Origin of the sequence: Halobacillus halophilus (assembly GCF_020171985.1) — a bacterium.
Classification (GTDB): domain Bacteria; phylum Bacillota; class Bacilli; order Bacillales; family Halobacillaceae; genus Halobacillus; species Halobacillus halophilus_A.
The window spans coordinates 564,179-589,190 of sequence record NZ_JAIVAL010000001.1; the positions used below are offsets into that span (position 1 = coordinate 564,179).

Here is a 25,012-nt window from a genome sequence, read left to right on the forward strand (position 1 = left end):
AGAAGCTGTTTTTTATGGTTTTTTCACTTAATTCATTAGTTGCATAGGTTAAGTCAAAAAAAAAACGATGATACCAACTTTGAAATTCTAACATACAATAAACTTTTTTTGAAAAGCTGACGATTCCCTCCTATAATAGATAGAGGAAAAGAGAAATGGGGGGACATACTATGGAACTTTGGATCTTGATTGGAGCTGTCATTGCTCTTATAGCATTTGGCTTATATAGATACTTCAAATCCAAAAAAATAATGAGTACGTTAACAGAAGAAGAATTCAGACAAGGATACCGTAAAGCTCAGCTTATTGATGTTCGTGAACCAAAAGAATTCGAAGGCGGTCATATACTGGGAGCACGTAATATCCCATTGTCCCAAATGAAAAATCGTCTTATAGAAATACGGAAAGACAAACCTGTCTATTTGTATTGCCAGAGCGGAGCTAGATCAACCCGTGCGGCCATGCTGCTGAACAAAAAAGATTACAAAGATCTTAACGTTCTGCAAGGTGGTTTCAAAAAATGGGGAGGAAAAATTAAAACTAAAAAGTCAAAATAAAAATAAAACCTGAAGGCCAGGGTATAACACGGCTTTCAGGTTTTATTTTTAAAGCTCTAATTTACTCAGCTTATTAAATTAAAGTGAAAACGCCTTTGTTCGGGAAAGCTGTACGAAAATGATGATTTTGGTCTAAGAGTACCGGGTGAGACTGATCTGCACACTTGTACGATGCAGACTCCCCGGTTTCCTCTCCCCAAACAACCGGAGTTATTGGTATGTCCAAATAGCCCAACTCATCTATAAGGAATTCTGCTTTTGTACTCAGTTTTCGCCTTTCTTATAACTTAGGACCGGTTTACGAGCCGCCTGTGTTTCATCCATTCGACTGACTATAGTACTATGAGGTGCTTCCTGTACAATTTCAGGATTCTCTTTCGCCTCATTGGAGATCTGGATCATAGCCTCTACGAAAGCATCCAGTGTTTCTTTCGACTCTGTTTCGGTTGGTTCTATCATTAATGCTTCTTCTACATTTATTGGGAAATAAATGGTTGGCGGATGGTAGCCAAAGTCCAGCAGGCGCTTAGCTATATCCAGTGTACGTACGCCCAGTTTTTTCTGGCGTTTCCCAGATAAGATAAACTCATGTTTGCAATGTCGATCAAATGGAAGCTCATACTGCTCTTGCAATCGTCTCATCATATAATTTGCATTAATTACAGCATATTCACTTACTTTTTTCAGACCTTCAGGCCCCATCGTACGTATATATGTGTAAGCACGTACATTAATTCCGAAATTACCATAATAGGGCTTCACTCGACCAATCGATTTAGGACGATCATAATCGAATTGATACTGATTATCTACTTTAGTCAATATAGGCTTTGGCAGATATGGTTCCAGCTCTGCTGACACACCAACGGGGCCAGAGCCAGGTCCGCCCCCTCCATGAGGACCGGTAAATGTTTTATGAAGGTTCAAGTGAACCACATCAAATCCCATATCTCCTGGACGTGCATAACCTAAAATGGCATTTAGGTTTGCTCCGTCGTAATATAGCTTTCCACCAGCATCATGAACTACTGCTGCCATTTCTTCAATATCTTCCTCAAAAAGTCCTAATGTATTTGGATTCGTCAGCATGAGCGCTGCTGTTTGTTCATCTACAACTCTCCGCAGATCTTCGAGGTCTACCAATCCTCGCTCGTCGGATTTGACAGTCACAGCTTCAAAACCAGCCACTGTCGCCGAAGCAGGATTTGTACCATGAGCAGAGTCTGGCACGATCACTTTCGTTCGACCGTAGTCTCCATTTGCTTCATGATAAGCACGAATCATCATTAATCCCGTCCATTCACCATGCGCCCCTGCAGCAGGCTGAAGCGTAACCGTATCCATACCCGTTATGGATACAAGTGATTCCTGCAAGTCGTACAATAGATGAAGCGCACCCTGGACAGTTTCTGTTGCCTGATAAGGATGGATGTGACTGAATCCAGTTAAACGAGCTACATCTTCGTTCATTTTAGGATTATATTTCATCGTGCAAGATCCAAGTGGATAAAAACCGGAGTCTACTCCATGGTTTCTCTTGGAAAGGGCCGTATAATGCCGCATGATTTGAAGCTCACTTACTTCCGGAAGATCTGCTGCCTTATTTCTCACAAAAGAGGAGCCGATCATTTCTTCTGCATCCATTTCTGGCACATCCAGGTCTGGAAGACTAAAACCTGTTCTGCTTTCTTGGCTCAATTCAAAAATTAAAGGAAAGTCCTGATCAGCCATGAATATCCCTCACTTCTTTTACAAATTGATCAATCTCTTCTTTCGTTCTTATCTCAGTTACGGCTACAAGCATATGATTTTGTAAACGGTTGTCCATCTGGGAAAGATCATAACCTCCGATTATTCCTTTTTGAAGAAGGATCCGGTTTACTTCCTTAATATTCTGATCCAGTTTTACTACAAGTTCATTAAAGAAAGCTCCGTCAAATACAACATTGATGTTGTTTAATTGTAATTGTTTTTTCATATAAGCGGCTTTCTGGATATTCATCCATGACATTTTCCTAAGGCCTTGTTTCCCTAGAGAGGACATGGCTACGGAAGATGCTAACGCATTAAGCGCTTGATTGGAACAAATATTGGAAGTCGCTTTATCACGGCGTATATGCTGCTCACGGGCTTGAAGTGTAAGGACAAATCCACGACGCCCGTCCTCGTCGACTGTTTGCCCGACTAGCCGACCTGGTACTTTCCTCATTAATTTCTTGGTGGTAGCAAAATATCCACAGTGTGGACCGCCATACTGGGCAGGAATTCCAAATACTTGAGCATCCCCAGTTACAATATCCGCTCCAAACTCACCAGGGGGTGTTAAATATCCTAAAGCCAGTGGATTACTAGAAGTAATCATCATTGTTTTTTTCTGACTATCTACTAATTTTCTAACTTCATCAAGAGGCTCAATCTGCCCAAAGAAATTTGGATATTGAAGGACGACACTCGCCGTATTTTCATCTAATTCAGATTCTAATTGGACCAAATCTGTCTTCCCTTGCTTATGATCGATTTCTACAACTTCAACCCCTGGACCCTTTACATAAGAATGAATGACAGCAAGTGACTCTGGATGTATGGCCTTAGAAACGAGGACTTTTTTTCGTTTTGTCTGACCAGCCGAAAGATTTACAGCTTCCGCTAGTGCAGTGCCTCCATCATACATAGAGGAGTTAGCTACATCCATTCCTGTCAATTCACAGATCATAGTTTGAAACTCGAAAATTGCCTGTAATTCGCCCTGGGAAATTTCCGGCTGGTATGGTGTATATGCAGTGTAAAATTCAGAGCGGGATATTACATGATCTACAATTGAAGGGATGTAATGATCATAAACTCCTGCTCCAAGAAATGAAGTGTGCGATTTTAGAGTTACGTTTTCCTGGGCCATCTTCGTAAGTTCGTTCATCAATTGAAATTCATTTTTTGGTTCCTTTAAATCCAAATCTCCTTTAAATCTGATATTTTCAGGAATATCTGAGAATAGTTCTTCAGATTTCTGCACCCCGATACGGCTGAGCATATCCTTCTTATCTTGTTCAGTCATTGGCAGATATCGAAATTCCATAGGTACTTCCCCCTCAAAAACTTTATCTTTTGTAAAATGGTGTAGGAACCACTTTTGCCTGAAGACGTTTTTTTCTTACCTGAACGGTTACTTCTGTCCCGATCTCCGTGTAATCATAATTTAGTAACGCGAGTCCTACATTTTTACCAAGCGTGGGAGACTGCGTTCCTGTTGTAACAAATCCAATCAGCTGCTCTCCATTAAAAACTTCATAATGGGTACGAGGAATTCCTTTATCGATCATCTCTATACCAACGAGCTTACGGGAAGGTCCCTCTTCCTTTTGCTTCTTCAGAACCTGTTTACCAATAAACTCATCTTTCTTCTTTGTCTTGACAGCAAAACCCAGCCCAGCTTCAATCGGGCTGATCTCAGCACTAAGCTCCTGACCGTATAAGGCTAAATTAGCTTCAAATCTGAGTGTGTCTCTTGCTCCTAGTCCTACAGGGCGAAGTCCATGCTTATCACCTGCTTCAAGTAGAACCTGCCATAGAGCTGCTCCTGAAGCAGCAGGCAGATAGATCTCAAACCCATCCTCTCCCGTATAGCCCGTTCTGGATACAATGGCGCGATCTTTCACATTATCGATAGCAACGTCTGCAATGAACCGGAAAAACTTTATTTCTGACACATCAGTTTTTGTTATGGATTGTAAAATCTCTACAGCTTTTGGACCTTGGAGTGCTAATTGAACATAATCATCAGATAGATCCTTGATGGAAATACCATTTTCCTGGTGTTTTCTCAGCCACTCTACATCTTTCTCGCGGTTTGCAGCATTAATAACTAACAGGTATTTGCCTATTTCTAACTGATATACAATTAGATCGTCTACAGTACCTCCATCTTCATAGCACATGATTGTGTACTGAGCTTTCCCAGGTTCAAGTTTAGAAACATCATTTGTGAGCATTTTTTGTAAAAATGAGAGACTCTCATCCCCTTCTACCATCACTTCACCCATATGGGAAACGTCAAATAACCCTGCTTTGGTTCTTGTGGCTTCATGTTCCTCTTTTATACTTGAGAACTGTACTGGCAGGTCCCATCCCCCAAAATCAATCGTTTTTGCTCCCAGCTTCTTATACTCGGAATACAAAGGTGTTCGTTTTAACTCAGCCATCCAACCGCTCCTTTAGACTCTAATTTCATCCATAAAAAAGAGACTCCACCGTTTTTCGATTAGGAGTCTCTGTCCATTCACCAGAAAGTTTGATAATTCTTCTACTCTTTAAAGAAGAACCATTTGCTTCTTGGGTGGTTTACTGTTAGTAAACGCTCTCCAGAGCTGCGTCCTACAGAGGTCTGTTTGCCTGAGAGATTCACAGCATGCTTGCTCCTTCGGCGCTACGTAAGTAGACTCTCCCCCTGCAGTCATTCGCTTCATATTCGTATTTTCTTAGATTCTATTGGACATACTATTCAAAAACGTATAGCTTCACTTATTCATTCGACATCATTATATCACAGCGTCATCGCAATTTGACATTGAATTTGTAGAATCATTCTTAATTTTTAATAATCTTTTTAGAATAGATGGAGGCTTACAACTATGGTTGAAATTCATCCTGATCATACATTTATTCCGACTTTACGTGATAAATTAAACAACCCAAACCATCTCTCCACCTGGGAAGGATTCAAACTTGCTTACGAGGCGGCAAAAATTAATACAGTTCCTAATTTTGATGGACTACTTGCTTTAGAACACCTGCCACATGTGCAATTTCTGGACCACCAAATTGAGGCAGCTGAAAAAGTCATTCATCAGATGAATGGAAGAGCCATCTTGGCTGACGAAGTAGGACTGGGGAAAACACTGGAAGCTGGATTGATTTTGAAAGAATACATGATTCGAGGAGTTGCTCGTAAGATCTTAATCCTTACACCCGCTTCATTAGTGAATCAATGGGTTCAAGAACTTAACGATAAATTTTACATTCAAGCGGCTTCCCCAAGAAAAAAACAAGCAGCCTGGTCAGACTGGGACGTCACAGTTACCTCTATTGATATGGCCAAGAGAGAAGCTCACCGTCAGGAAATCTTGTCTATCCCATATGATTTAATTATCATCGATGAAGCGCATAAATTAAAAAATCATAACACTAAAAATTATCAGTTCGTACAAGAACTTAAAAAAACATACTGTCTTTTGCTTACAGCCACCCCTATACAAAATAAGCTCAGTGATCTATTTAATCTTGTCTCGATTCTAAAGCCCGGATATCTTGGAAATTTGACAGAATTCAAGAAAAAATACCGCTATGAAGCAAACAAACAAGGAAATATTGAACACATTCATTCCCTTGTTGGAAAAATGATGATCAGAAACCGCCGAAAAGATACGGGACTTGATGACTCTAAGCGTATAGTAGTTAATGAGCGTCTAAAATTTACCAAGGAAGAACAAGATATGTACCAGGAATTGGAACTCCTAAAATCAGATCACCCTTCATTTACTTGGCTGACGTTAGCTAAAGAATTGTGTTCTTCAAGAGAAGCGTGTTATATGTCGTTAAATCAAATGAGACAGCAGTCAAATGAGCAGACGATGGCTATTTATTCAAAATTTATTGAGCAGCTTCAGCAACTACCTCACCATGTTAAAGCGAAGAGAATGATAGAACTAATCAGTGAGTCAAATGAAAAATTCATTGTATTCACCGAATATAGGGCCACTCAATTTTATTTACAATGGTACCTGCAGCAACATGGAGTCTCATCAGTACCTTTCAGCGGAAAATTTAATAAGAGTAAACGAGATTGGATGAAGCAATTGTTTAAGAACAAAGCTCAAGTCCTAATTGCCACAGAAGCTGGCGGCGAAGGAATTAACCTTCAATTCTGTCACCACATGATTAATTATGACCTTCCCTGGAATCCTATGAGACTGGAACAGCGAATTGGAAGAATACACCGTTTTGGTCAGGAACACGATGTGAAAATTTATAATTTCGCAATTGAGAATACCATTGAAGACCACATCATGAAGATGCTTTATGAAAAGATCGAGATGTTTAAAAATGCGGTAGGTGACCTTGACCATATCTTAGAACACATCCCAGGAGGTTCATTCGATAAACAAATCCAAACGATACTTGATCAATCGGAGAGCAAAGGCGAGATCGATATTAAACTAAACAATTTAGTCAGTTATGTTGAACATACAATTAGCGAGAGGAGAGAAACAAGTTGACTTCAAACCCCTATTTTGATTTCGTTCAGCAGTTTTTCACCTCTTACGACTGCACGATATTAGAAAAAAGTGACTCTCATTTGAAAGTTCAATTAACGAGCAGCATGGATGAAGAAATCATGAATCGCCCTTTTTATTGGCATTATATGAAGAAAATGAACCGCACTGGAGACCCCATGCAGTTAACCTTTACTAATACGAACCATTCCAATCAAGGTGGAATATACCTTCATGCAGGTACACCTAAGCTCCATACAATTTATCGTGCAGCTATTAACAAAGGAAAAACCGCGCGCCTATATGAAGCTATTGAGCAACCGCTACAAAATCGTGCTCTGTGTCCCTGGCTCGTAGTAAATATCCACCTCCACTACAGAGGCAAGCAAAGTAAGGACGAAACTTTATCCCTGGGGCTCAATTTAGTACACGGCACCCTCCTGCCTAATATGATGGACAGATTAAGGGAAATGGAATTTGAACCAACTGTATCAGACTATACCTTCCCCATGACGCCCCTAATTAATTTAGAGAACGCTTATAAACGTATTGAACGATATGTCGAAGGGTACGTGTCTTCGATCAGCGCGGATTGGGCTACCCATTCATTAGAACACCTGCAAGAAGAAAAAGATCTGTTAGAATCCTTTTATTCATCCGAAGATATTGGTCTAGAACAATTCACCAAAGAACAAGAGCAAATTGATACAAGGTATAGACCGAGAATTCTAATGGAGACTATTAATGGAGGGTTGTTTTATATCTCTCAGAATTCGAACACCTATGTAATTAACAATACAGCCGCTGACTAAAAGTCAGCGGCCGTATTATTTAGTATGATTCTTTCAATGCTCCGTCGTTTTATGCTTTTTTTTAATCATCCTAAGAGCAAAAGGTATGATACCGAACCAATAAAAAGCGCTTTTCTTTGATGGCTTTGCTGCCTTTCTCTGCTTCTTCTCCTGTTTACTCATTTGCATATATTTAACCATTTCTTCCGTGAGAAACTTTACATAATCATTCCGATCCATAATATCCCCTCTTTACCTCGTGTATTTAGGAATAGTATGGCCGAATCTCTATTTTTTTAGACGATCCATTATTTCATTAACGATTTCTTCAGGGTTCTTATTATCTACCTCAATAATCAGATCAGCCAATGATTCGTATGTAGGCTGTCGCAAAGCAAATAGGGCATGCTTTTCAGTTAAGTCCCCTTTCCATAAAGGGCGATCTTCATCATTTTGCAATCTGGAAACAATGGTATTCCAAGATGCCCTCAAAAACACTACCGTTCCAGTGGATAAATAATGTTGATTTTCTTCTTTTAAAACCACTCCTCCACCAGTGGATACAACACTTTCCTCGCCAATATTTTTAAGAAGATGAGTTTCGCATTCACGGAAGTGAGCTTCTCCAAATTGAGCAAATATATCTGAGATAGTCATTTGCTCTTTTTCTTCTATTGCTTTATCCATCTCTATGTAAGGCAAGTTAAGTTTCTCGCTTAGTTTTCCAGCTATAGTTGACTTCCCACTTCCCATAAATCCTACCAAGTAAATCATAGTAAACCCCCATTATTAATTATATCTTTAAAAATTATGTTCATATATCACTCTTATCCAAATAGATATTAACTTATTTAGCAGGCAGATCCTCCAGAAAATTTCACCCTTTAATGGAGTAACGAGAAACGGGGTGAAAACCCTGACTATTCTCTAGGTTTATTATATCTAGCCAATCTTCTTCCTCTTCGAAACAGGTAGTCGAATTAGATAAGAAACTCCATATAGGCGTTTTCTTGATTATACATCTCGAAGGGAAAGATAAAAAGTTTAAAAATAAAAGAAGGAATCAGCCGAATTATGTCGAATATATAGCTTTGTGAAAAATTATTGAAAAGAGGTGATAGCTCCTTTGCAGTCCATAGCAAATTACGCTCGCGATTTACTAATCTCAGCTATACAGCAAACGGCTTCGGATATTCATTTCACTCCTTTTGCCGAAAATGCCAGCATTTACTTCCGTATTCATGGGAAAAGAATTTCCCACTCTTCCCTCCCCCTGCCACTTTACCAAAAACTTCTTGCGTATTTTAAATTCACCTCAGGAATGGATATTGGAGAAATCACACGTCCTCAAAATGGCACCCTTCAACACCGAAGCGACCACTCCATCTTCGACCTTCGCCTCTCCACCCTTCCTATCACAGGAACCGAAAGTCTCGCCATCCGCATTCTAACACCTATGGACCATACTCCCCTAGAACAACTTTTTCTTTTTCCCTCTCAGCTTAAAAGAATTGAAAAATGGCTAAACCATTCCAGTGGTATGATTCTGTTTACAGGACCTACGGGAAGTGGTAAAACGACCACTCTTTATGCTCTTCTACAGGCCTTAATGAACCGTAGTTCCTTTCAAGCCATTACACTGGAAGATCCAATTGAAAAGAATTTAAACAACATCATTCAAGTTCAAGTAAACGAAAAGGCAGGCATTACTTACGATACTGGTTTAAAAGCAGCTCTTCGTCATGATCCTGACCTACTTATGGTAGGGGAAATCAGGGACCGCGACACAGCTCACTTCGCATTTAGGGCCGCCTTGAGCGGACACCTTGTTATAAGTACTATTCACGCTAAAGACGCCTACGGCACGCTAAGACGATTAAGAGAGATGAATATTCCCCAGGCAGATATGGAACAAACTTTGATCGCAATAGCTGCACAACAACTAGTACCTATCCATGGAGAAGGAATGCTGCCAAGACGTGCCGCGATCTTAGAATTGTTGGATGGCAGCCTTCTAAGCTCATCTATAGGGGATGTCCCACCCACCAACCAGAATAATTTTCAGTCTTTCGATCAATTAAGGAGGAAGGCTTATGCCCTTGGATTCGTAAATTATTGATAAACTTCACCCGAAGAAACACGAAACTCCCGGTTGCTGTTCAAATACTTTTTTTTCATCGGTTAAGCCACATCCTTCATAAAGGTTATCCATTATTGGAAGCCTTGAAGATGACAGGATGGGATCCTTCCCTGCGCCCATTGTCAGAAGAACTTAACATCCACTTATCTAGAGGAAAAACCATAGATAACGCTTTCCTTCATGTTCACTTTTCCCCATTGGTAACGAACTTTCTCTATTTTGGAAGAGTACACCAGGACCTGCCTGCTATGTTTAAACAATGTGAAGAACTATTAAAAATGAAAAAAGATTATTCACATAAACTATTTCAAGTTTTACGTTATCCCCTGTTTCTTTTAATATTTTTAATTGCTGTCTTTAGTATTCTAAAACATACGATCCTTCCTAATTTCATGGTCCTTTTTCAGGGAGAGGATTCTTCATCTTTATGGTTTATGATGGCTCTAGATTATTTTATTAATGGACTTGGGGTTTTAGCGATCGCTTTGTTCATTGGGCTGATCGTTATGAAGTTTACTTTACCAAGACTTGCATTCCACACACGTATTAACTTGTACGAAAAAGTTCCCCTTCTAAAGATTTATCATTCCTTTATAACTTCTTTTCTATTTACTACTCATCTAAATTCTCTCTTTAAAGCAGGCCTCCCTTTAAAACAGGCCCTTGAGATGATGAGCAGCCACAATCGATATGAATTATTGTCATTCTACAGCGAAAAAATCATCTCTCATCTAGCCGACGGGAAAACCCTCGGGCAATCGGTGCACAGCTGTTCTCTGTTAAAAAGCGAACTAACGAATTTATTCCATCAAACAAATGATATAGAAGCTCTCAGTCATGAATTGGAGATGTTATCTGAATTTTTCATAGAATATGTACAAGAGAGAATGCTTAAATGGATGCAAATGATTCAACCGTTGTTCTTTATTATTATTGCCGTAATTGTGGTTTGTATCTATGCTTCCATTATGCTTCCACTCTACCAGTGGATGGATCAAATATAAACTCAGGAGTGATACGTATGAAAAACGAAAAAGGCTTCACTTTAATTGAAATGCTAATTGTGCTGCTCGTTATCTCTGTATTAATGATTATTACTATACCAAATTTAACCAAAAATAACGGAACGATAAGAGATAAAGGCTGCGAGGCCCTTGTGATCACAGCGCAGGCTCAAGCAGAAGCTTATTCTATCGAGAACGGAGCTTATCCGGCCAGTTTATCTGATCTAGTTGATAGTCAATATTTAAAGCAAACCACCTGCCCTGATGGAGGCGAACTTGGATATGATTCAACTTCCGGTGAAGTTTCTGCTCCTTGATGGTCCAGAATCATCTAAGGGCTATACGATCAGTGAAGTTCTAATTGTTCTTATCTTCTGGTCCATTCTCCTTATAAGTATTGTTCCTCTCCATCATCGCACATTTCAGCACATCCAATCTTCGCATTTCATATCACAGCTTAAAGATGATGTACTATTAACCCAGCACCTGACTATGCAAGACCATATTTACTATATGTTGCTGTTTCGGCCAAATACGAATGAATACATTTTATATGATCAAAAAAATAAAACGACAATCTTCAAAAGATCATTCCCTGACAGTTGGAGCATGCAGCTTCTTACGCTTGAATCCACTTTACGGTTTAATGAAAATGGAGTTGTGACAAAACCAGGGACCATGAAAATTCACACGCCTTATAGTATCTTTAAAATCGTTTTTCCTTTTGGCGCGAGCAGGTTAACCATTGAGGAACTCTAGTGGATTTACCTTAATTGAAACAATCACAGCACTCAGCCTTCTTCTTTGTCTTATTATCTTTCTGCTCCCTTCCCTCAGCCACATTCGTTTATTGCAAAAGGATCTAGCCCATGAAAGAATAGCCATTTCCTATCTTCATGAGGAACTTCACGCCCTCTCTTATTCGAAACCAACGCTGCCTATTGTACATTTAGGCTATCAAGAAATACCATTACAGATTCAATTTGTAGAGAAAAGTAACCTTGTGGAAGGCTGTATTACGTGGAAAACGCACTTGAAGAAAATAGAGGAAGTATGTCTATATGCCAAAAGTTCGTAGTCAAGGGTTTACTTTACTAGAAACTTTAATAAGCCTCATTATTATCTCATTAATCCTTATTCTTTCTTTCCCTTTATTTCGTACAATTCATAACGTTAATTACTATGAAGAACTATCTGTACGGCAAATGTTTTCGTTCTTACAAGAAGAAGTAAACAGAGCTCGAGAGGTTTCGGTACTTTCTAATACTATCTATATCATAGATGATATAAATCGCAAGATTATCATTGAGCAATATGAGAATCTTGTTAGGAGGAGAGTAAACTCTTCTGGACATGAAGTTTTATTACAGAATGTAGAAGCAATTCATGTAACCAATCATACTAACTCTATCATGATTAAGTTACAAATGGAGGGTGGTGGTGTTTATCAGAAAAACATTCATAGAACTGTTCCTTAATCAGAGGGGGATTATTTTTCCATGGGTAGTTGGTATAGGACTAGTTATTATTTTTCTTACTATAAGTTCCGTTGAGCGCTATCAGAACCACGTTTTGTTTAACAATACCTATACTTCATCCATCTTAAGACAGAATTTATTAGAAACTGCTCAGCAAAATTTGCTTATTCGGTGGAAAGATATCTCTCCTGAAGAAGAGCCATATTACAGCTTAACGACGCCTAATGGAAAAGCCCAGGCTACCTGTAATAGAGAGAGTCATGAAAGCATTCATTGTATATGGGAGATAACAGACTACTCTGGAAATACGAAATCATTAGACACTTACTATAAATTACCACAAACCAGGAATTCATAAAAAATCATCGCATACCCACAGATCATGGTTTGCGATGATTATTTAAACGAAGTTGGCCATATCGGGTTCCTCTTTCATAACGTAATTTAAGAAATACTTGCCGCGTATTCAAGTTTCTGATTTGTAATGCCCCGTAACCCTTCCAAATCATATCCAACCACTAATTTTTCTCCATCAGTAAGAATAGGACGTCTTAGAAGTTTCGGTTTCTCAATTACTAAATCAATAAACTCGTTTAGGGAAAGATCCTCTACATCCACATCCAAGGATTTAAACTCTTTGCTGCGTTTAGCAAGAATTTCGTCAATTCCATAAGTGGTCAAAGATAATATTTGTCTAAGATCTTCCACCGTAGGAGTCTCCCTGAACAAATGCTGTTCATTAAAATCAATTCCCTCACTTTTCAACCAGGACTTTGTACGACGACAAGATGTGCAGCTAGGGTAAGTGTAAAACCTTAATTCTTCCATTAACACCGCTCCTCTTAAAATATTTAATGTATTAAGTTGTACAGTTATTGTATAACCTTTGTATAATATTTTAAACATCTTTTTCATAAATTTCAATTGAAAGTTTTTCCTTACTTCTTTTTAGGGTAATGTATAAGGAATCTGCTTGTGTGTATAATGTAAAAAGAATACTGAGCGATTTATTTACAATTGAGATTTGGTCGTTTATAATATTAATGATAGTTTATCGAAGGAAAAGGAGGGGGAAAAGCATGGATCGTATGTTTAGAGTGCTGGCCTTTTGGACAGGTATTTTTGCTGTCATGTTTTATACAGGCGATATGATGGAGGCTTCCTTATTATCCCTTGCCCAAACGGCTTTTTTCCTTACTGTGGGTTACCTTAAACTGTCTGAACGTATGTATGTTTACATATTTTTCTCATACCTGACAGTTTTCATGATTGGTTTTACTTATTATTCTTCATTCATTTTAGTGCCAAGCTTTGGTGGACACTAAAAAAATCCTGTTATCCAATGGATAACAGGATTTTTTTATTTCTTTTCAAGTGAAAAACGGGTTTTCTTTACGCTCTTCCTCGATCGTCGTAGGCAATCCATGCCCTGGATAAATCCTCATGTCATTTCTTAAACTGAATAATTGACTTTGAATACTATCCAGTAATTGTTCTCGATTTCCTCCTGGTAAATCCGTTCTTCCCATACCTCTTTGAAATAAAGTGTCTCCAGCTATTGTAAAACGCTGATTTCTAAATACGAGAGATACGCTTCCTGGAGAATGCCCAGGAGTATGACGTACTTCAAATGAAAAAGGCCCGATTTCCATCTGACCACTTTCCAGCGGATAATCCGCTGGACGAGCCGTAATTTGGCCCATTTGGAAAAAACCAGAACCATTCTTTGCAGGATCAGTCATCCAGTCACTTTCTGCCTTATTCAAGTAAACAGGAACATTGTAAGCGTCTCTTACTGCATCCACAGCACCTATGTGATCAAAGTGAGCATGGGTTAATAATACGCCTATAACCTTTAACTCTTTTTCTTTCAAAAAAGCTTCTAATTTTGGAAAATCGCCTCCGGGATCCACAACCAGCGCTTTTTTATTTTGATAGACAATGTAAGCGTTTGTAGCCATTGGTCCCAATGGCAATCGAGAAATATTTAACAATGGGTAGACACCTCTCATTTAATTTAATAAAATACGGATAGATAACTCGACAATTTCATTTTTATATTATAAAATGAATAAGGATTGAACTAAGCTACATACATTATAACATCCTTATTATGGGGATGATAACAAAGAAAAGGGATTTAGGGGGTGCTGATCTTGGTCACAGCTATTCTTCTTTTAATCGTTGCAGTACTATGTGTAATTGCGGTGTTCCGTGAACTGAAAACTAAAAACTTCTTCGCCGTCTTATTTGCTGGTGCATCAGCATTGATGTTTGGTTGGTTCTCAGTAATGACAATTTACTCCAATCTTTTCAGCTAATGAACTAAAAGGTGTGATACTTATTTTAAGTATCACACCTTTTTTATGTTTGCCAATACTTGTACACTCTGTGTAAGCGTATAAGGATCTTTACATGATTACCCTTCAGGTTCAATAAGCTGTTTGTTTTTATTAAAGAAATATCTGTACATAGCGAGCGTTACAAACATGGCGCTGATGGATACTGAGGAAAAAATACTTAAGGATATAACCAGCTGATATTTAATAGCCATTACTGGTTCAACCCCTCCCAGTATTAAACCCGTCATCATCCCTGGCAGTTGGACCAGTCCTATGGTTTTTAAACGGTCCACGTTGGGAATCAGCGCAGCATGGAGCGTTCTCTGAACAATTAAATGAGAAGCTTGTTTGGGCTCAGCTCCCAATGAAAGCGCAGCGAGCAGCCGTCCATTGTTATCTCGGAATTCACTTTTCATTCTTTCTAATGCCAGCCCCATAGCTACCATACTGTTCCCAATCACCATCCCGCTCATAGGAATTACTTCCGACGGCCGAAATTGTACCATGTCAAAAACCAGCCACATCGTAAGGACACTTCCCTCTACAAATAAAAGACTTATAAAAATGACTGGTAAGACATGGGGAAGCTCTTTTCCTTTCTGCCTGGCATGAAAGGTAGCAATGATAATCATTATTCCAACCATTAACGGAATGCCTAGACGGGCAGGCAGATCAAATAAATAAGTCAGTATGTATCCAATTGCAAATAACTGAACAGTTCCCCTGAAAGCAGACCATAACACATTCTTCCCCAGTCCTAATTGGTAGAAATACGAGAGTGTTAAAGGGATAATTACAAAAATGATAAGAAAAAATAAAGACTGATTAGAGACTTCTGGCGTCAAAGCATTCACATCCTTTATCCTTCAATGAAATTAAGCAGTTTTTCGTTTTTTGGGTGATCAAGCATATCGGGAATCGTTCCATCTTCCTGAAGACCACCATCCATAATAAAGAGACCTCTGTCCCCCAGCCTTCGAGCCTGGTTCAAATTATGAGTGACCATCACCATGGTCATTTCATGTTCTTTAATTAATCCTTCTAGCACTTCTTCAATTTCTTCAGCGGTTTGATAATCCAGTGCGCTTGTTGGCTCATCAAGTAACAGCACTTCAGGTGAATTCGCAAGTGTACGGGCTAATGATACACGCTGCTCTTCGCCGCCAGACAACTGGCTTACATCTTTATGGAGATAGGAGGATGGGAGCTGCACATATTCAAGTAAGGTCTTAGCGTTTTTATCTTCCCATTCCCCGAATAACGAAGGACCGTATTTCAGATTATCTAATACGGTTCCTGGAAAAAGATGAGGAGCCTGAAGCACCAGACCTACATTTTTTCTTAATTCAGTTACCGAATATTCATTAATTGGTTTTCCATTAAAATAGATACTGCCACTATCAGGTTCACTTAAACGATTAAATAAATATAACAAAGTACTTTTTCCTGCGCCTGAAGGGCCAAACAGGATTACTTTTTCTTTTTTTTGGATCGTAAATGTAAGGTTAGTTAATGGATCCTGGCTGACTTTCTCAAAACGAAACATGACATTCCCTCTCTTTAAATAATGATTATGTATGTATCCTTACCCTGAGAGCACATAAATTATGTGATAGAATACAAAGAACCGTCATGAGAAACTTCATGACGGCTCTTAGACTTACTATTATTAATCTTCACTCTGTCCGAAATCATAAAACCGGAACAAATCACCGTAAATAATGTTGTCTGAATACTGTAGTTCCTGATCGACCTTCTCTTTAATAGGAGTGCATTGTTTTGCCTTCTCTTCCTCTAATGGGACTCCGCTCTCACGGTCAAAACAAGTTCCATCGGCAAAGATATAATTTTCACTCACAAAGCTTCCATCTCTCATGGCAATGAAGTTCTTGCCTTTTTCTGCAAACATGTTGTCTCCAAAGGTGAGATCCTCTTCATTGTTAATCCCTAATAGATGTAACAAGGTAGGTTTAACATCAATTTGTCCAACTACCTCTTCACGCACTTCACCCTTTTCATATCCTGGAATATGAATCATGAAAGGTACTCGCTGCAGTTGAGTGTGCTCATAGGCATTAATTTCTTTTCCTAGAAATTCTCCAATTGCTTTATTGTGAAATTCACTAATTCCGTAGTGATCTCCCATTAATACAATGATTGAATCTTCATAGATACCTGAAGCCTTTAGCTCCTGGAAGAATGACTGCAATGCTTCATCAGTATAGCGGGCTGTTTGAAAATAATGATTCAAAGTCTTAGATCCGGAATCATACTGATCAATATTTGCTTTTTCCTCCGGTAGTTCAAAAGGAAAGTGATGCGTTAACGTTATAAATTTGCTGTAAAAAGGCTGCTGCTGTTCTTTCAAGTATTTAATGGATTGATCAAAGAATGCTTTATCTTCGAGTCCCCAGCCAAACGAATTCTGCGGCGTGACTTCAAAAGATTGTTCACCATAAAATTGATCGTAACCAAGATTGTCGTACATGACATCTCTGTTCCAAAAACTTTTGTTATTTGAGTGGAATACAGATGTTTCATAGTTTTCATTATTTAAGATTTCAGGAAGGGAATGGTATTCATTCTGTGCATGTGTAAAATAGACGGCTCCCCTTCCCAGTGGATACAAAGAATTCTCGATAATAAACTCTGAATCAGATGTTTTACCCTGCGCTGTCTGGTGATAAAAATTCTTAAACCAAATAGTATCTTTACTCTCTTTTAAATCGTTAAGGAAAGGGGTTGCTTCTGTACCATTAATTTCAGAGTCGAATAAGAAATTCTGGAAAGATTCAACACTGACAAAAATCACGTTTTTATCTTCTGCAATTCCGTATAATGGTACATCCTCGTTATTACCATCCGGAGAGTTGCGGTCTAAATACGACTCAATCTCGCTGATTTCACTTCCGTCCGCAAGTACACGTTGAGCTTTTGTTTTAGTTTGCATAGAAGCATCGTATAAATGATAATTGTACACACCAATATTCTTCACCAAATATTCTCTGTCAAAAGCACGCACAAACAGCATAGGTCGTTCCATTTCAGCGAGTACTACATTTCCTGCTAACAGAAGGAATGTAACAGCTGTAGCTGCAATTTTACCAGTTTGAGGTAAATTAATGGACAAACCAAATTTCTTTTTACTTAAATACCAAATAATTGCAACATCCAAAAACAAAAAGACATCCTGCATATGCAGAAGTGTTAAAAAGCTTCCGGTGAGATCTGCTGCATTATTTCCTTGAAAAAGAACCGGAATCGTAATAAAATCTGTAAAATTCCGATAGAATATTAGATTAATAAACAGGATCAGTGATCCAATTAGAGAGGTCCATCTCAAGTATTTCATCTGTCGTGCTGGATTGAGCCAAACACTTATAGCAAAAATGAGGTAGGCACTCGCGATTGGATTTATCAGTAGAATAAATTCCTGTAATGGATTTTCAATGGATAAGTCGAACATAAGCCGGTACACTAGATATGTCTTTATTCCAAATAAAATCGTAGCTATTATAAATAAAGGCATGCGAAACTTATTCATTTGCATGTTGGTTCCTCCTCAAAAGTACACCACCCTGGTTAATTCTTTTACTTTTATTTAACCAGATCTTCTAACTTCCTTTACAAATTCCACTTATAATGTTTTATTAAACAGTTTCATTGTATATGACGAAAATTCTATCACAAAAGTTTCAAAAAAAGTAGGTTTTAAGAAATTTGTTAGCTGATTGTTAAGCGTAAGTAATGCACCCGACATTATCCAATATATGTATGGAAGTTGTTTTCATATGAAAAGAAAGGTGGAGCTTAGTAAGCTCCACCTTTTATTGATTCGCTTTAACTAGAAATGCCGCTCCGATTACTCCGGCATCATTACCTAACTTTGCCAAATCAAAGCTTGTTGCTTCAAACGTTCTTCGTAGAGCATATTTTTTATAAGCAACTTTCAAGGGATCCAACAATTGACTTCCAGCCTGTGAAACTCCCCCGCCTATAACAATTTTTTCAGGATTAATCGCAATAGCAAGATTGGCGATCGTCATTCCCAGCAAGTCCGTAACTCTGTTAATCACTGTTTCTGCCGCTTCATCTCCCTGCTGGGCAGCTTCAAAAACATCCTTTGCTGTTAACTGATCAGAGGGAATTTCTCTTAAGATGCTTGCAGGAGTTTTTTCGATATTTTCCTTTGCTAACCTGACAATTCCCGTGGCTGAAGCTAACGTTTCCAGGCAGCCAGTTTTACCGCAATTACAAGGAGCACCGCCTTCAGATACTACGGTAATATGACCAATTTCACCTGCGGTACCATTAACTCCGTTTAAAATCTCGCCATTAGCTATAATACCGCCTCCAACCCCAGTTCCTAAAGTTACAGCAATTAGTTCATGGGCTCCTTCACCAGCACCCAGCCACTTTTCTCCCAGAGCTGCAAGATTGGCATCGTTATCCACCCATACAGGAAAACCGCTCAAGTCACTTAATATGGCACCAAAATCATAGTTTTTCCAACCTATGTTAACTGCTTCGTGGATAAAACCGCTATTTGGATCTACAAAACCTGGTGCTCCTGCACCTATACCAGCAACTTGCTTCTTATCAATATGTAACTCTTCTAATGAAGCTTCTAATGCATGATGAATATCTTCAGGGATCCTCTCTCCACCATTTTCTCTATCCGTACTAATTTCCCATTTTTTAACAATATCCCCATTATCTTTAATCACTGCGAGTTTCACCGTAGTACCGCCGATATCAGCGGCAAGAAAAATATTTTTTTCCATTTAACGTTCCTCCCCTTGCTGGCGATCTTTTTCCCTTGCTATTTCTCCTCTTAATAATAAAAGAGCCATTTGAAAATCTTCCTTCTCCATACATTGAGAGCGATAAAGCTCTTTTACTTCGTCTTCCATCAACTCTAAGTCAGCTAGGCGATCGCCTACATAAATATAAGTACCAAACTTTTTTAAGTGCTGTTGAATATCGTAAATCGTTTTCATTATTTTATCACCTAATTCATTATACCAATAGCAGCGTGGAATGAAAATGTAAAACCCTGACCTTATTTATCGGTCAGGGTCTTTTGGATGCAAGAAAGCAGGTCGTCTATTCTTTAAGGGGATCGGAGAACGGAAGAGTACATCTCGAAAAGGTTTCCAGGAAAAAGGAAGAAAAGGCCATAAATAAGGTGTTTTAAAAGTCTGCATACGTGACAGGTAAATTAACCAAAGTGTAATTCCTATGACATATCCTTTTACACCAAAAAAACCCGTAATGAGTAATAAGGCAAGTCTCGATAATCGGTCAGCAAGTCCTATTTCATAACTTGGGGTCGCAAAAGTCCCTATTGCTGCCAAAGATAAATACAATACTACTTCACTCGAGAATAGCCCTACATCAACAGCCACCTGTCCAATTAATATAGCTGCAACCAGTCCAAGTGCTGTAGCCAGTGAAGAAGGTGTATGAATAGCAGCCATTCTTAACATGTCAATGCCTACTTCAGCAATTAAAAACTGTAAAAGGAGAGGCACAATTCCAGCATCGGTCGGTCCAATGAACGATAAGTTTTCCGGCAAAAGGTCAGGCTGCATGGAAAACAAAAAGTAAAGAGGCAAAATGAAAATTGAAGAAATAAACGCAATGAATCTGATCCATCGCAGGTAAGCTCCCACGAGTGGTTTTTGACGGTACTCTTCTGCGTGCTGCAGATGGTGCCAGAAAGTTGCCGGAGTTATCATAACACTAGGAGAACCATCTATGATGATAAGGATATGCCCTTCATAAAGATGTGCTGCTGCCGTATCAGGCCTCTCCGTATAGCGAATGACTGGATAAGGATTCCAATGCTGGCCGCTTATAAACTCTTCAATTGTTTTTTCAGCCATTGGCAGAGCATCAGTATCTATTTCCTTAAGCACTCTCTGCAAATGCTCAATACGTTCAGGATCTGCAATATCCTTTAAATAACACAAACATACATCTGTTTGTGATCTACGACCGATTTGAGTATATTCCATACGAAGTGACCGATCTCTGATCCGCCTTCTCGTTAGAGCCGTATTAAAGACAATGGTTTCTACAAACCCATCTCTTGAACCCCTGACTACCCTCTCCAAATCAGGCTCTTGAGGACCACGTACAGGATAAGTTCGGGCATCAATCATTACGATTTCTTCCATACCCTCCACCACTAACGCTGTAGGTCCAGCTAAAACAGTGTCCGCTGCTTTGTTAAGATCTTTTTCCTTATCTAATTCAATATATGGAAGGTGAGTCTCCAGGAGTTTAGTTAAAGGATCTGGATCTAATTGGCCAGGGTCCAGCCGTGAAAGAAGCTTCATCAAATAGTGAAGAATATCGTCTTTGACAAAGCCATCGACCATAAATAAGGACATACCTCTGCCTGCATATACAAGGTCTAGATGAATCATATCAAAACTTTCTTCTACCCCTAGACGATCGCGGAGGTATGCTACATTCTTTTCATAATTATCAAACAAAAGTTGCTTCTCTTCCATGTCGCACCTTCTTCCATTCCTCATAGAAGTTAGCTTTTGTTAAATTCAAGAAAACATACTTATATAAACAAAATGGGTTCAAGGCTACTTAATTTTTAAGGCATGTCCTCCTCTATTTCTTCATAACTATCTATATACTGCTCAAATACCGAACAGGTGATGTAAGGAGGTGACCTTATGAAAAAAGTTTGGCTGTACTGGGTATTGGGTCCATTAGTATTCGTACTTGTACTAGCTGTATATTCAAGTTATTTCAGAGATGATGCTGTTATCAAATATTTCCCACTAGCCCAAGAGAGCACTTTCAGTTCTTATGACACCAAATTGGAATTTGAATCTCCACAAGATGATGATGAGTACGAAATAAAATGGGAGATGTTTTCTGAGAGCAATCCATCTATGTATTTAAGACAGGACGTATCTTTATTATATGTTAACGGAAGGTTAAAGGGGATTATGAATAAGTGGAAGGAAAATACTTCTGTAATACAAAAGAAAACCAGCCTTCATGGAGAGGATAGTAAAAGGTATGAGGCGATTAGCTTTCACCATGGGGAAATTCATGAAGGAGAAAAACCGATTCAAAGTATTCAGGCTACTTCAAGTGCCACTCTTTATGTAATTGATTCACCGCTAACCAAGCGTTCTTCCTTTCATGTACCTTCCACTCCTGAAGAAAAAGAGTGGAAAGAAACACTGGACCATACCATCACACAGCAAATCGAAGCCCAGTGGGAAGAACTGCTGCGTTATTATCAAATTCCTAAGAATCAGTACACTCCTGTACCTTTAACTCACCTCGGCGAGTTTAAAGATAAACCCTTCCCGGGGACCACAGAAGAAAACTATGAACGAATAAAAGGGCAGCTATGGGAAGGGCTGTACAAGAATTATATTTTGGGGATTTCCGATGCGGAATCATCTCATCCTATTCAAAGTTATATTCCTTTAATTCTATTTGATAACAATGGCAAGCACTTAATGGTCCTATTCGAAGATGATACAGGAAAAAAACATCAATTAATTCAGTACTATTGAAGCTCCTTTATTAACTCCTGGAAGTCTTGATTCTCAGGTCGTAATTCTGCTGCTGTTCTGGCATGTGTTACAGCCTTACTTTTATCTCCTTTTTGCTGATAAAGTAGAGCTAAATTATAATGAGCCTCCCCCATATCAGGGGAGAGCTCAACGACTTTTTTTAAATCCTCAATCGCTTTCTCAGTTTTACTTAATTGATTATAAGCGTAGGATCGATTAAATCTCAATTCTGCTTCATATCTACCAGGATCATCTAAAGCTTCAGTAGTTATTGAAATCACCTGGTCATACTCTCCACTTTCATTTAAATCTTGAGTTCGTTGTACCTGCCCTATTCTCTCCCCATCGTTAAACAGCCCTTCACTTCCTATGAGGGCCATCGTGCCCAGAATAAGGATATAGCCAGTAAGAGCAATACCCTGAAGCAACTTGTCTTTTCGCTTAGGCAGATTAAATGCAGCGGAAGCAATAAAACCTCCAATTAATCCGCCCATATGTGCGCCGTTATCGACTTGAGGAACCATAATACCAAAAGCTATATTTAATGCAATAACGAAGATTAAATTCCACCCCATTGTTTTAAAAAACAATTGTCTATGGCGAACTCCGAAATAAAGCAAAGCCCCAAATAATCCAAAAATAGCCCCGGAAGCACCGGCCGCTACGTGAGGATTTAACATGAAACTCGCGACTCCTCCAAAAATACCAGCCAAGAGATAGATCATGGAAAAGCGCCAGGTTCCATAAATGCGTTCAACTGCGATGCCGATGTAATACAAAGCGAGCATATTCATTAAGAGGTGAAGCAAACCTATGTGAAGAAACATGGAGGAAACTATACGCCACCATTCCCCTTCCATGATCGCCGGATTATACTTTGCCCCAAACTCAATCAATGTTGAAACAGAAGTCGTACTACCCTGAGATTCTACAAACATGAATAGCAGAATATTAACAGCTAGTAAAATGTAAGTCATCTGAGGTTTGCCGAATTGAAATAATGCCTGTACTTCCTGCTGTTTTTTCCGATGACTTGATACAATCTGCTGCTTTAGATAAGGAATCATAGCTTCCATTTCATTATGTGATATTCTTTGTTCCAACATAGGTTCATCGAGTCTTAAAGCTTCATAAAACCGCTTACGTTCATTATTTTTATTTTCGTCTGAAAAATAATATAGTTGTACGTTTAACTTTTTGTCTTCGTTTATTTCGGAAACTACATTTTCCCATTCCTCAACAGGAGGAAATTCAGATACATAAATCGTATGCAGAATTACATTTCCTCCGCGATAAATTTGCCGATTTTGCTTTAACTGTTGATATGTAACTTGAAGATCTCTTTTTAGTTCATTTTTCCAATTAATTTGCTTATATTTGATTCGAATCACGTGATTCTTCCACTTACCTGAGTACTCAAGCCAAGCTTCTTTATGTTCTGTATTAATATGAAGAACTTCACACCCTTGATTCAGTACAAGATCATGAGTTACCTTCCAGAAATAAAAATCCTGTTCTATAAACATAGATTCACCTCCTTGGTACTATTTATCATATCATGAGGAAATCAACCATAGCCATTAGTAGGATTGACAAAAAAAGCTGCCTTTATGGCAGCTTAGAGTCAGGTCTTTGAAACATCTGGGCAAGCAACTTCCTTCTTACCCATGGAACGCTCATAGAAGTTTTAACTAAACTTCTTCTAAGTAGAGGTACTTTTGTAACCATATCCAGTACACGATAACGAAACTTATAAGCTCCGTATAGAATGAAGATCATTAACAAAGTCCATTTCAGAATCGGGTGCAACTCATCCACCTCATTTTAAACATTAGTTGATGAGTCTATTTTCACCAGATCTACACTCGTTATACATTCTTATATTTATTTAGGACAGGCAACATTGATTCTTTCAAAATAGATGCGGAACGGCTGAATTTTTGCTTTTCTTCATGATCAAGGTTTAACTGAATAATTTCTTTTATACCTTTACGATTAATAATGGCTGGTACTCCAATATACAGATCCTCTTCTCCATACTCTCCCTGTAAATACCCAGAAATAGTCAATACAGCATTCTCATTGTGCAGTATGGCACGGGTGAGGCGAACGAGTCCCATAGCTATCCCGTAGTGAGTAGCCCCTTTTCGTTCAATAATATGATAGGCGGCATCTCTTACTTGTTCGAAGATGGAGTCGAGATCCTCTACATGATATTTTTCAGGATGATCGTGTATGCGATCAAATACAGAACGACCCGCTACATTAGCATGGCTCCAAACGGGTAATTCAGAATCACCATGCTCTCCCATAATGTAAGCATGAATATTTTTTGAATCCACTTCGAAGTACTCGCTTAATTGAAATCTTAGTCGAGCAGTATCCAGTATTGTACCTGAACCAATCACTCGATGAACTGGAAGCCCTGAAAACTGCCAGGTCATATAAGTTAGAATGTCCACTGGATTTGTAGCAACTAAGAAAATACCATCAAATCCACTGGACATGACGGATTCAACGATGGATTTAAAGATGGATGTGTTTTTTTCAACAAGATCTAAACGAGTTTCACCGGGCTTCTGATTAGCTCCTGCCGTAATAACCACGATATCAGCAGAACTGCAGTCCTCATAACTTCCAAACCAGATCTTCTTATTGGAAGGCGCAAAAGCTAATCCATGATTTAAATCCATGGCATCTCCTTCAGACTTTTCCTTATTTAAATCAATAAGTACCAATTCATCTGCAACACCTTGATTTAATAAGGCGAATGCATAACTAGACCCTACGGCTCCCGTACCTATCAAGGCAACTCGGTTTACTCGCTCCATGCCATCAACTCCCTTGAAAACTTTGTAATATTCATTGTAAACCA

Annotated in this window: 28 protein-coding genes and 1 riboswitch; of the genes, 12 read left to right on the forward strand and 16 right to left on the reverse strand. The window is 38.8% G+C overall.

Features of this window, described 5'->3' with window-relative positions; translation table 11 throughout:
• Positions 1-170: 170 nt before the first annotated feature.
• Positions 171-557 carry a rhodanese-like domain-containing protein gene (locus LCM11_RS02910; RefSeq protein ID WP_014643733.1) on the forward strand — a complete coding sequence of 129 codons (387 nt, stop codon included), beginning with the start codon at positions 171-173 and terminating at the stop codon, positions 555-557.
• Between the two features lie 264 nt (positions 558-821).
• Here the strand turns inward: LCM11_RS02910 and gcvPB are convergent, their stop codons facing one another.
• The 3 genes from gcvPB to gcvT are packed head-to-tail and all read right to left on the reverse strand — an operon-like array spanning position 822 to position 4,753.
• Positions 822-2,288, reverse strand: a complete 1,467-nt coding sequence (gcvPB, locus tag LCM11_RS02915) for an aminomethyl-transferring glycine dehydrogenase subunit GcvPB (RefSeq protein ID WP_224892764.1) — start codon at positions 2,286-2,288, stop codon at positions 822-824.
• Entirely contained in the window at positions 2,281-3,630 is a 1,350-nt protein-coding gene (gene gcvPA, locus LCM11_RS02920; RefSeq protein WP_224892765.1) for an aminomethyl-transferring glycine dehydrogenase subunit GcvPA, read from the reverse strand. Before gcvPA ends, gcvPB begins: the two co-directional genes overlap by 8 nt.
• 22 nt (positions 3,631-3,652) lie before the next feature.
• Positions 3,653-4,753 carry a glycine cleavage system aminomethyltransferase GcvT gene (gene gcvT, locus LCM11_RS02925; RefSeq protein ID WP_224892766.1) on the reverse strand — a complete coding sequence of 367 codons (1,101 nt, stop codon included), beginning with the start codon at positions 4,751-4,753 and terminating at the stop codon, positions 3,653-3,655.
• Positions 4,754-4,921: 168 nt separating this feature from the next.
• A riboswitch (glycine riboswitch) is annotated at positions 4,922-5,008 on the reverse strand.
• 174 nt (positions 5,009-5,182) lie between these two features.
• Between gcvT and LCM11_RS02930 the strand changes: the two genes are divergently transcribed.
• On the forward strand, positions 5,183-6,826 hold the full coding sequence (locus LCM11_RS02930) for a DEAD/DEAH box helicase (protein ID WP_224892767.1): 1,644 nt from the start codon (positions 5,183-5,185) through the stop codon (positions 6,824-6,826).
• The gene (locus tag LCM11_RS02935; protein ID WP_224892768.1) at positions 6,823-7,635 is read left to right on the forward strand and encodes a YqhG family protein; all 813 of its coding nucleotides are present in this window, start codon (positions 6,823-6,825) and stop codon (positions 7,633-7,635) included. Before LCM11_RS02930 ends, LCM11_RS02935 begins: the two co-directional genes overlap by 4 nt.
• Positions 7,636-7,668: 33 nt before the next feature.
• On the opposite strand, the gene LCM11_RS02940 is transcribed toward LCM11_RS02935, so the two are convergent.
• Both LCM11_RS02940 and LCM11_RS02945 read right to left on the reverse strand, forming a co-directional pair.
• Positions 7,669-7,854: a YqzE family protein gene (locus LCM11_RS02940; RefSeq protein ID WP_224892769.1), complete on the reverse strand. Its 186-nt coding sequence runs from the start codon at positions 7,852-7,854 to the stop codon at positions 7,669-7,671.
• A 48-nt stretch (positions 7,855-7,902) separates the two neighbouring features.
• Positions 7,903-8,388 carry a shikimate kinase gene (locus tag LCM11_RS02945; protein ID WP_224892770.1) on the reverse strand — a complete coding sequence of 162 codons (486 nt, stop codon included), beginning with the start codon at positions 8,386-8,388 and terminating at the stop codon, positions 7,903-7,905.
• Between the two features lie 352 nt (positions 8,389-8,740).
• On the opposite strand from LCM11_RS02945, the gene comGA reads away from it, so the two are divergent.
• Genes comGA through comGF form a run of 6 tightly spaced genes read left to right on the forward strand, consistent with a single transcriptional unit; the run spans position 8,741 to position 12,236 of the window.
• Positions 8,741-9,733 carry a competence type IV pilus ATPase ComGA gene (gene comGA / locus LCM11_RS02950; RefSeq protein WP_224892771.1) on the forward strand — a complete coding sequence of 331 codons (993 nt, stop codon included), beginning with the start codon at positions 8,741-8,743 and terminating at the stop codon, positions 9,731-9,733.
• Complete coding sequence (locus tag LCM11_RS02955; RefSeq protein ID WP_224892772.1) at positions 9,730-10,758, forward strand: type II secretion system F family protein; 1,029 nt, start codon at positions 9,730-9,732, stop codon at positions 10,756-10,758. The genes comGA and LCM11_RS02955 overlap by 4 nt, the downstream gene beginning before the upstream one ends.
• Before the next feature lie 17 nt (positions 10,759-10,775).
• Entirely contained in the window at positions 10,776-11,075 is a 300-nt protein-coding gene (gene comGC / locus LCM11_RS02960) for a competence type IV pilus major pilin ComGC (protein ID WP_224892773.1), read from the forward strand.
• Positions 11,041-11,517, forward strand: a complete 477-nt coding sequence (gene comGD / locus LCM11_RS02965; RefSeq protein WP_224893080.1) for a competence type IV pilus minor pilin ComGD — start codon at positions 11,041-11,043, stop codon at positions 11,515-11,517. Before comGC ends, comGD begins: the two co-directional genes overlap by 35 nt.
• Entirely contained in the window at positions 11,504-11,836 is a 333-nt protein-coding gene (locus LCM11_RS02970) for a prepilin-type N-terminal cleavage/methylation domain-containing protein (RefSeq protein WP_224892774.1), read from the forward strand. Before comGD ends, LCM11_RS02970 begins: the two co-directional genes overlap by 14 nt.
• Positions 11,820-12,236, forward strand: coding sequence for a competence type IV pilus minor pilin ComGF (gene comGF / locus LCM11_RS02975; protein WP_224892775.1), 417 nt, complete (start codon positions 11,820-11,822; stop codon positions 12,234-12,236). The genes LCM11_RS02970 and comGF overlap by 17 nt, the downstream gene beginning before the upstream one ends.
• A gap of 444 nt (positions 12,237-12,680) precedes the next feature.
• Here comGF and LCM11_RS02980 read toward each other — a convergent pair whose 3' ends face one another.
• Positions 12,681-13,064, reverse strand: a complete 384-nt coding sequence (locus LCM11_RS02980) for a Spx/MgsR family RNA polymerase-binding regulatory protein (RefSeq protein WP_224892776.1) — start codon at positions 13,062-13,064, stop codon at positions 12,681-12,683.
• A gap of 251 nt (positions 13,065-13,315) precedes the next feature.
• Between LCM11_RS02980 and LCM11_RS02985 the strand changes: the two genes are divergently transcribed.
• Positions 13,316-13,561: a DUF2626 domain-containing protein gene (locus LCM11_RS02985; RefSeq protein WP_014643748.1), complete on the forward strand. Its 246-nt coding sequence runs from the start codon at positions 13,316-13,318 to the stop codon at positions 13,559-13,561.
• Between the two features lie 45 nt (positions 13,562-13,606).
• On the opposite strand, the gene LCM11_RS02990 is transcribed toward LCM11_RS02985, so the two are convergent.
• Positions 13,607-14,230 carry an MBL fold metallo-hydrolase gene (locus LCM11_RS02990; protein ID WP_224892777.1) on the reverse strand — a complete coding sequence of 208 codons (624 nt, stop codon included), beginning with the start codon at positions 14,228-14,230 and terminating at the stop codon, positions 13,607-13,609.
• Between the two features lie 162 nt (positions 14,231-14,392).
• Between LCM11_RS02990 and LCM11_RS02995 the strand changes: the two genes are divergently transcribed.
• Positions 14,393-14,557, forward strand: a complete 165-nt coding sequence (locus tag LCM11_RS02995) for a DUF2759 domain-containing protein (RefSeq protein WP_224892778.1) — start codon at positions 14,393-14,395, stop codon at positions 14,555-14,557.
• A gap of 98 nt (positions 14,558-14,655) precedes the next feature.
• Here LCM11_RS02995 and LCM11_RS03000 read toward each other — a convergent pair whose 3' ends face one another.
• The 6 genes from LCM11_RS03000 to LCM11_RS03025 form a co-directional block, all read right to left on the reverse strand.
• On the reverse strand, positions 14,656-15,423 hold the full coding sequence (locus LCM11_RS03000; RefSeq protein WP_224892779.1) for an ABC transporter permease: 768 nt from the start codon (positions 15,421-15,423) through the stop codon (positions 14,656-14,658).
• Positions 15,424-15,437: 14 nt separating this feature from the next.
• Complete coding sequence (locus LCM11_RS03005) at positions 15,438-16,124, reverse strand: ATP-binding cassette domain-containing protein (protein ID WP_224892780.1); 687 nt, start codon at positions 16,122-16,124, stop codon at positions 15,438-15,440.
• A 123-nt stretch (positions 16,125-16,247) separates the two neighbouring features.
• A complete protein-coding gene (locus LCM11_RS03010) occupies positions 16,248-18,128 on the reverse strand; it encodes an LTA synthase family protein (protein ID WP_224892781.1) in 1,881 nt (626 codons plus the stop codon).
• 277 nt (positions 18,129-18,405) lie between these two features.
• Positions 18,406-19,362 carry an ROK family glucokinase gene (locus LCM11_RS03015; RefSeq protein WP_224892782.1) on the reverse strand — a complete coding sequence of 319 codons (957 nt, stop codon included), beginning with the start codon at positions 19,360-19,362 and terminating at the stop codon, positions 18,406-18,408.
• On the reverse strand, positions 19,363-19,578 hold the full coding sequence (locus LCM11_RS03020; protein WP_014643754.1) for a YqgQ family protein: 216 nt from the start codon (positions 19,576-19,578) through the stop codon (positions 19,363-19,365).
• A 66-nt stretch (positions 19,579-19,644) separates the two neighbouring features.
• Positions 19,645-21,099 (reverse strand): spore germination protein, encoded by a 1,455-nt coding sequence (locus tag LCM11_RS03025; protein ID WP_224892783.1) that lies wholly within the window; start codon positions 21,097-21,099, stop codon positions 19,645-19,647.
• 177 nt (positions 21,100-21,276) lie between these two features.
• Here LCM11_RS03025 and LCM11_RS03030 point away from each other — a divergent pair, with 177 nt between their 5' ends.
• Positions 21,277-22,137 (forward strand): hypothetical protein, encoded by an 861-nt coding sequence (locus LCM11_RS03030; protein WP_224892784.1) that lies wholly within the window; start codon positions 21,277-21,279, stop codon positions 22,135-22,137.
• On the opposite strand, the gene LCM11_RS03035 is transcribed toward LCM11_RS03030, so the two are convergent.
• The 3 genes from LCM11_RS03035 to LCM11_RS03045 all read right to left on the reverse strand — a co-directional run bounded on the left by LCM11_RS03035 (position 22,131) and on the right by LCM11_RS03045 (position 24,968).
• Positions 22,131-23,663, reverse strand: coding sequence for a rhomboid family protein (locus tag LCM11_RS03035; RefSeq protein ID WP_224892785.1), 1,533 nt, complete (start codon positions 23,661-23,663; stop codon positions 22,131-22,133). The two genes, LCM11_RS03030 and LCM11_RS03035, sit on opposite strands and share 7 nt — an antisense overlap.
• A gap of 82 nt (positions 23,664-23,745) precedes the next feature.
• Positions 23,746-23,946: a hypothetical protein gene (locus LCM11_RS03040; RefSeq protein WP_224892786.1), complete on the reverse strand. Its 201-nt coding sequence runs from the start codon at positions 23,944-23,946 to the stop codon at positions 23,746-23,748.
• A gap of 59 nt (positions 23,947-24,005) precedes the next feature.
• The gene (locus tag LCM11_RS03045; protein WP_224892787.1) at positions 24,006-24,968 is read right to left on the reverse strand and encodes an L-lactate dehydrogenase; all 963 of its coding nucleotides are present in this window, start codon (positions 24,966-24,968) and stop codon (positions 24,006-24,008) included.
• Positions 24,969-25,012: the final 44 nt, after the last annotated feature.

What these genes read in the sequence shown, in the direction of transcription:
- LCM11_RS02910 (WP_014643733.1), top strand. Translation starts at nt 171, where the DNA reads ATGGAACTTTGGATCTTGATTGGAGCTGTCATTGCTCTTATAGCATTT.
- gcvPB (WP_224892764.1), bottom strand. Translation starts at nt 2,288, where the DNA reads ATGGCTGATCAGGACTTTCCTTTAATTTTTGAATTGAGCCAAGAAAGC.
- gcvPA (WP_224892765.1), bottom strand. Translation starts at nt 3,630, where the DNA reads ATGGAATTTCGATATCTGCCAATGACTGAACAAGATAAGAAGGATATG.
- gcvT (WP_224892766.1), bottom strand. Translation starts at nt 4,753, where the DNA reads ATGGCTGAGTTAAAACGAACACCTTTGTATTCCGAGTATAAGAAGCTG.
- LCM11_RS02930 (WP_224892767.1), top strand. Translation starts at nt 5,183, where the DNA reads ATGGTTGAAATTCATCCTGATCATACATTTATTCCGACTTTACGTGAT.
- LCM11_RS02940 (WP_224892769.1), bottom strand. Translation starts at nt 7,854, where the DNA reads ATGGATCGGAATGATTATGTAAAGTTTCTCACGGAAGAAATGGTTAAA.
- LCM11_RS02945 (WP_224892770.1), bottom strand. Translation starts at nt 8,388, where the DNA reads ATGATTTACTTGGTAGGATTTATGGGAAGTGGGAAGTCAACTATAGCT.
- comGC (WP_224892773.1), top strand. Translation starts at nt 10,776, where the DNA reads ATGAAAAACGAAAAAGGCTTCACTTTAATTGAAATGCTAATTGTGCTG.
- comGD (WP_224893080.1), top strand. Translation starts at nt 11,041, where the DNA reads ATGATTCAACTTCCGGTGAAGTTTCTGCTCCTTGATGGTCCAGAATCA.
- comGF (WP_224892775.1), top strand. Translation starts at nt 11,820, where the DNA reads ATGCCAAAAGTTCGTAGTCAAGGGTTTACTTTACTAGAAACTTTAATA.
- LCM11_RS02980 (WP_224892776.1), bottom strand. Translation starts at nt 13,064, where the DNA reads ATGGAAGAATTAAGGTTTTACACTTACCCTAGCTGCACATCTTGTCGT.
- LCM11_RS02985 (WP_014643748.1), top strand. Translation starts at nt 13,316, where the DNA reads ATGGATCGTATGTTTAGAGTGCTGGCCTTTTGGACAGGTATTTTTGCT.
- LCM11_RS03005 (WP_224892780.1), bottom strand. Translation starts at nt 16,124, where the DNA reads ATGTTTCGTTTTGAGAAAGTCAGCCAGGATCCATTAACTAACCTTACA.
- LCM11_RS03010 (WP_224892781.1), bottom strand. Translation starts at nt 18,128, where the DNA reads ATGCAAATGAATAAGTTTCGCATGCCTTTATTTATAATAGCTACGATT.
- LCM11_RS03015 (WP_224892782.1), bottom strand. Translation starts at nt 19,362, where the DNA reads ATGGAAAAAAATATTTTTCTTGCCGCTGATATCGGCGGTACTACGGTG.
- LCM11_RS03020 (WP_014643754.1), bottom strand. Translation starts at nt 19,578, where the DNA reads ATGAAAACGATTTACGATATTCAACAGCACTTAAAAAAGTTTGGTACT.
- LCM11_RS03025 (WP_224892783.1), bottom strand. Translation starts at nt 21,099, where the DNA reads ATGGAAGAGAAGCAACTTTTGTTTGATAATTATGAAAAGAATGTAGCA.
- LCM11_RS03030 (WP_224892784.1), top strand. Translation starts at nt 21,277, where the DNA reads ATGAAAAAAGTTTGGCTGTACTGGGTATTGGGTCCATTAGTATTCGTA.
- LCM11_RS03035 (WP_224892785.1), bottom strand. Translation starts at nt 23,663, where the DNA reads ATGTTTATAGAACAGGATTTTTATTTCTGGAAGGTAACTCATGATCTT.
- LCM11_RS03045 (WP_224892787.1), bottom strand. Translation starts at nt 24,968, where the DNA reads ATGGAGCGAGTAAACCGAGTTGCCTTGATAGGTACGGGAGCCGTAGGG.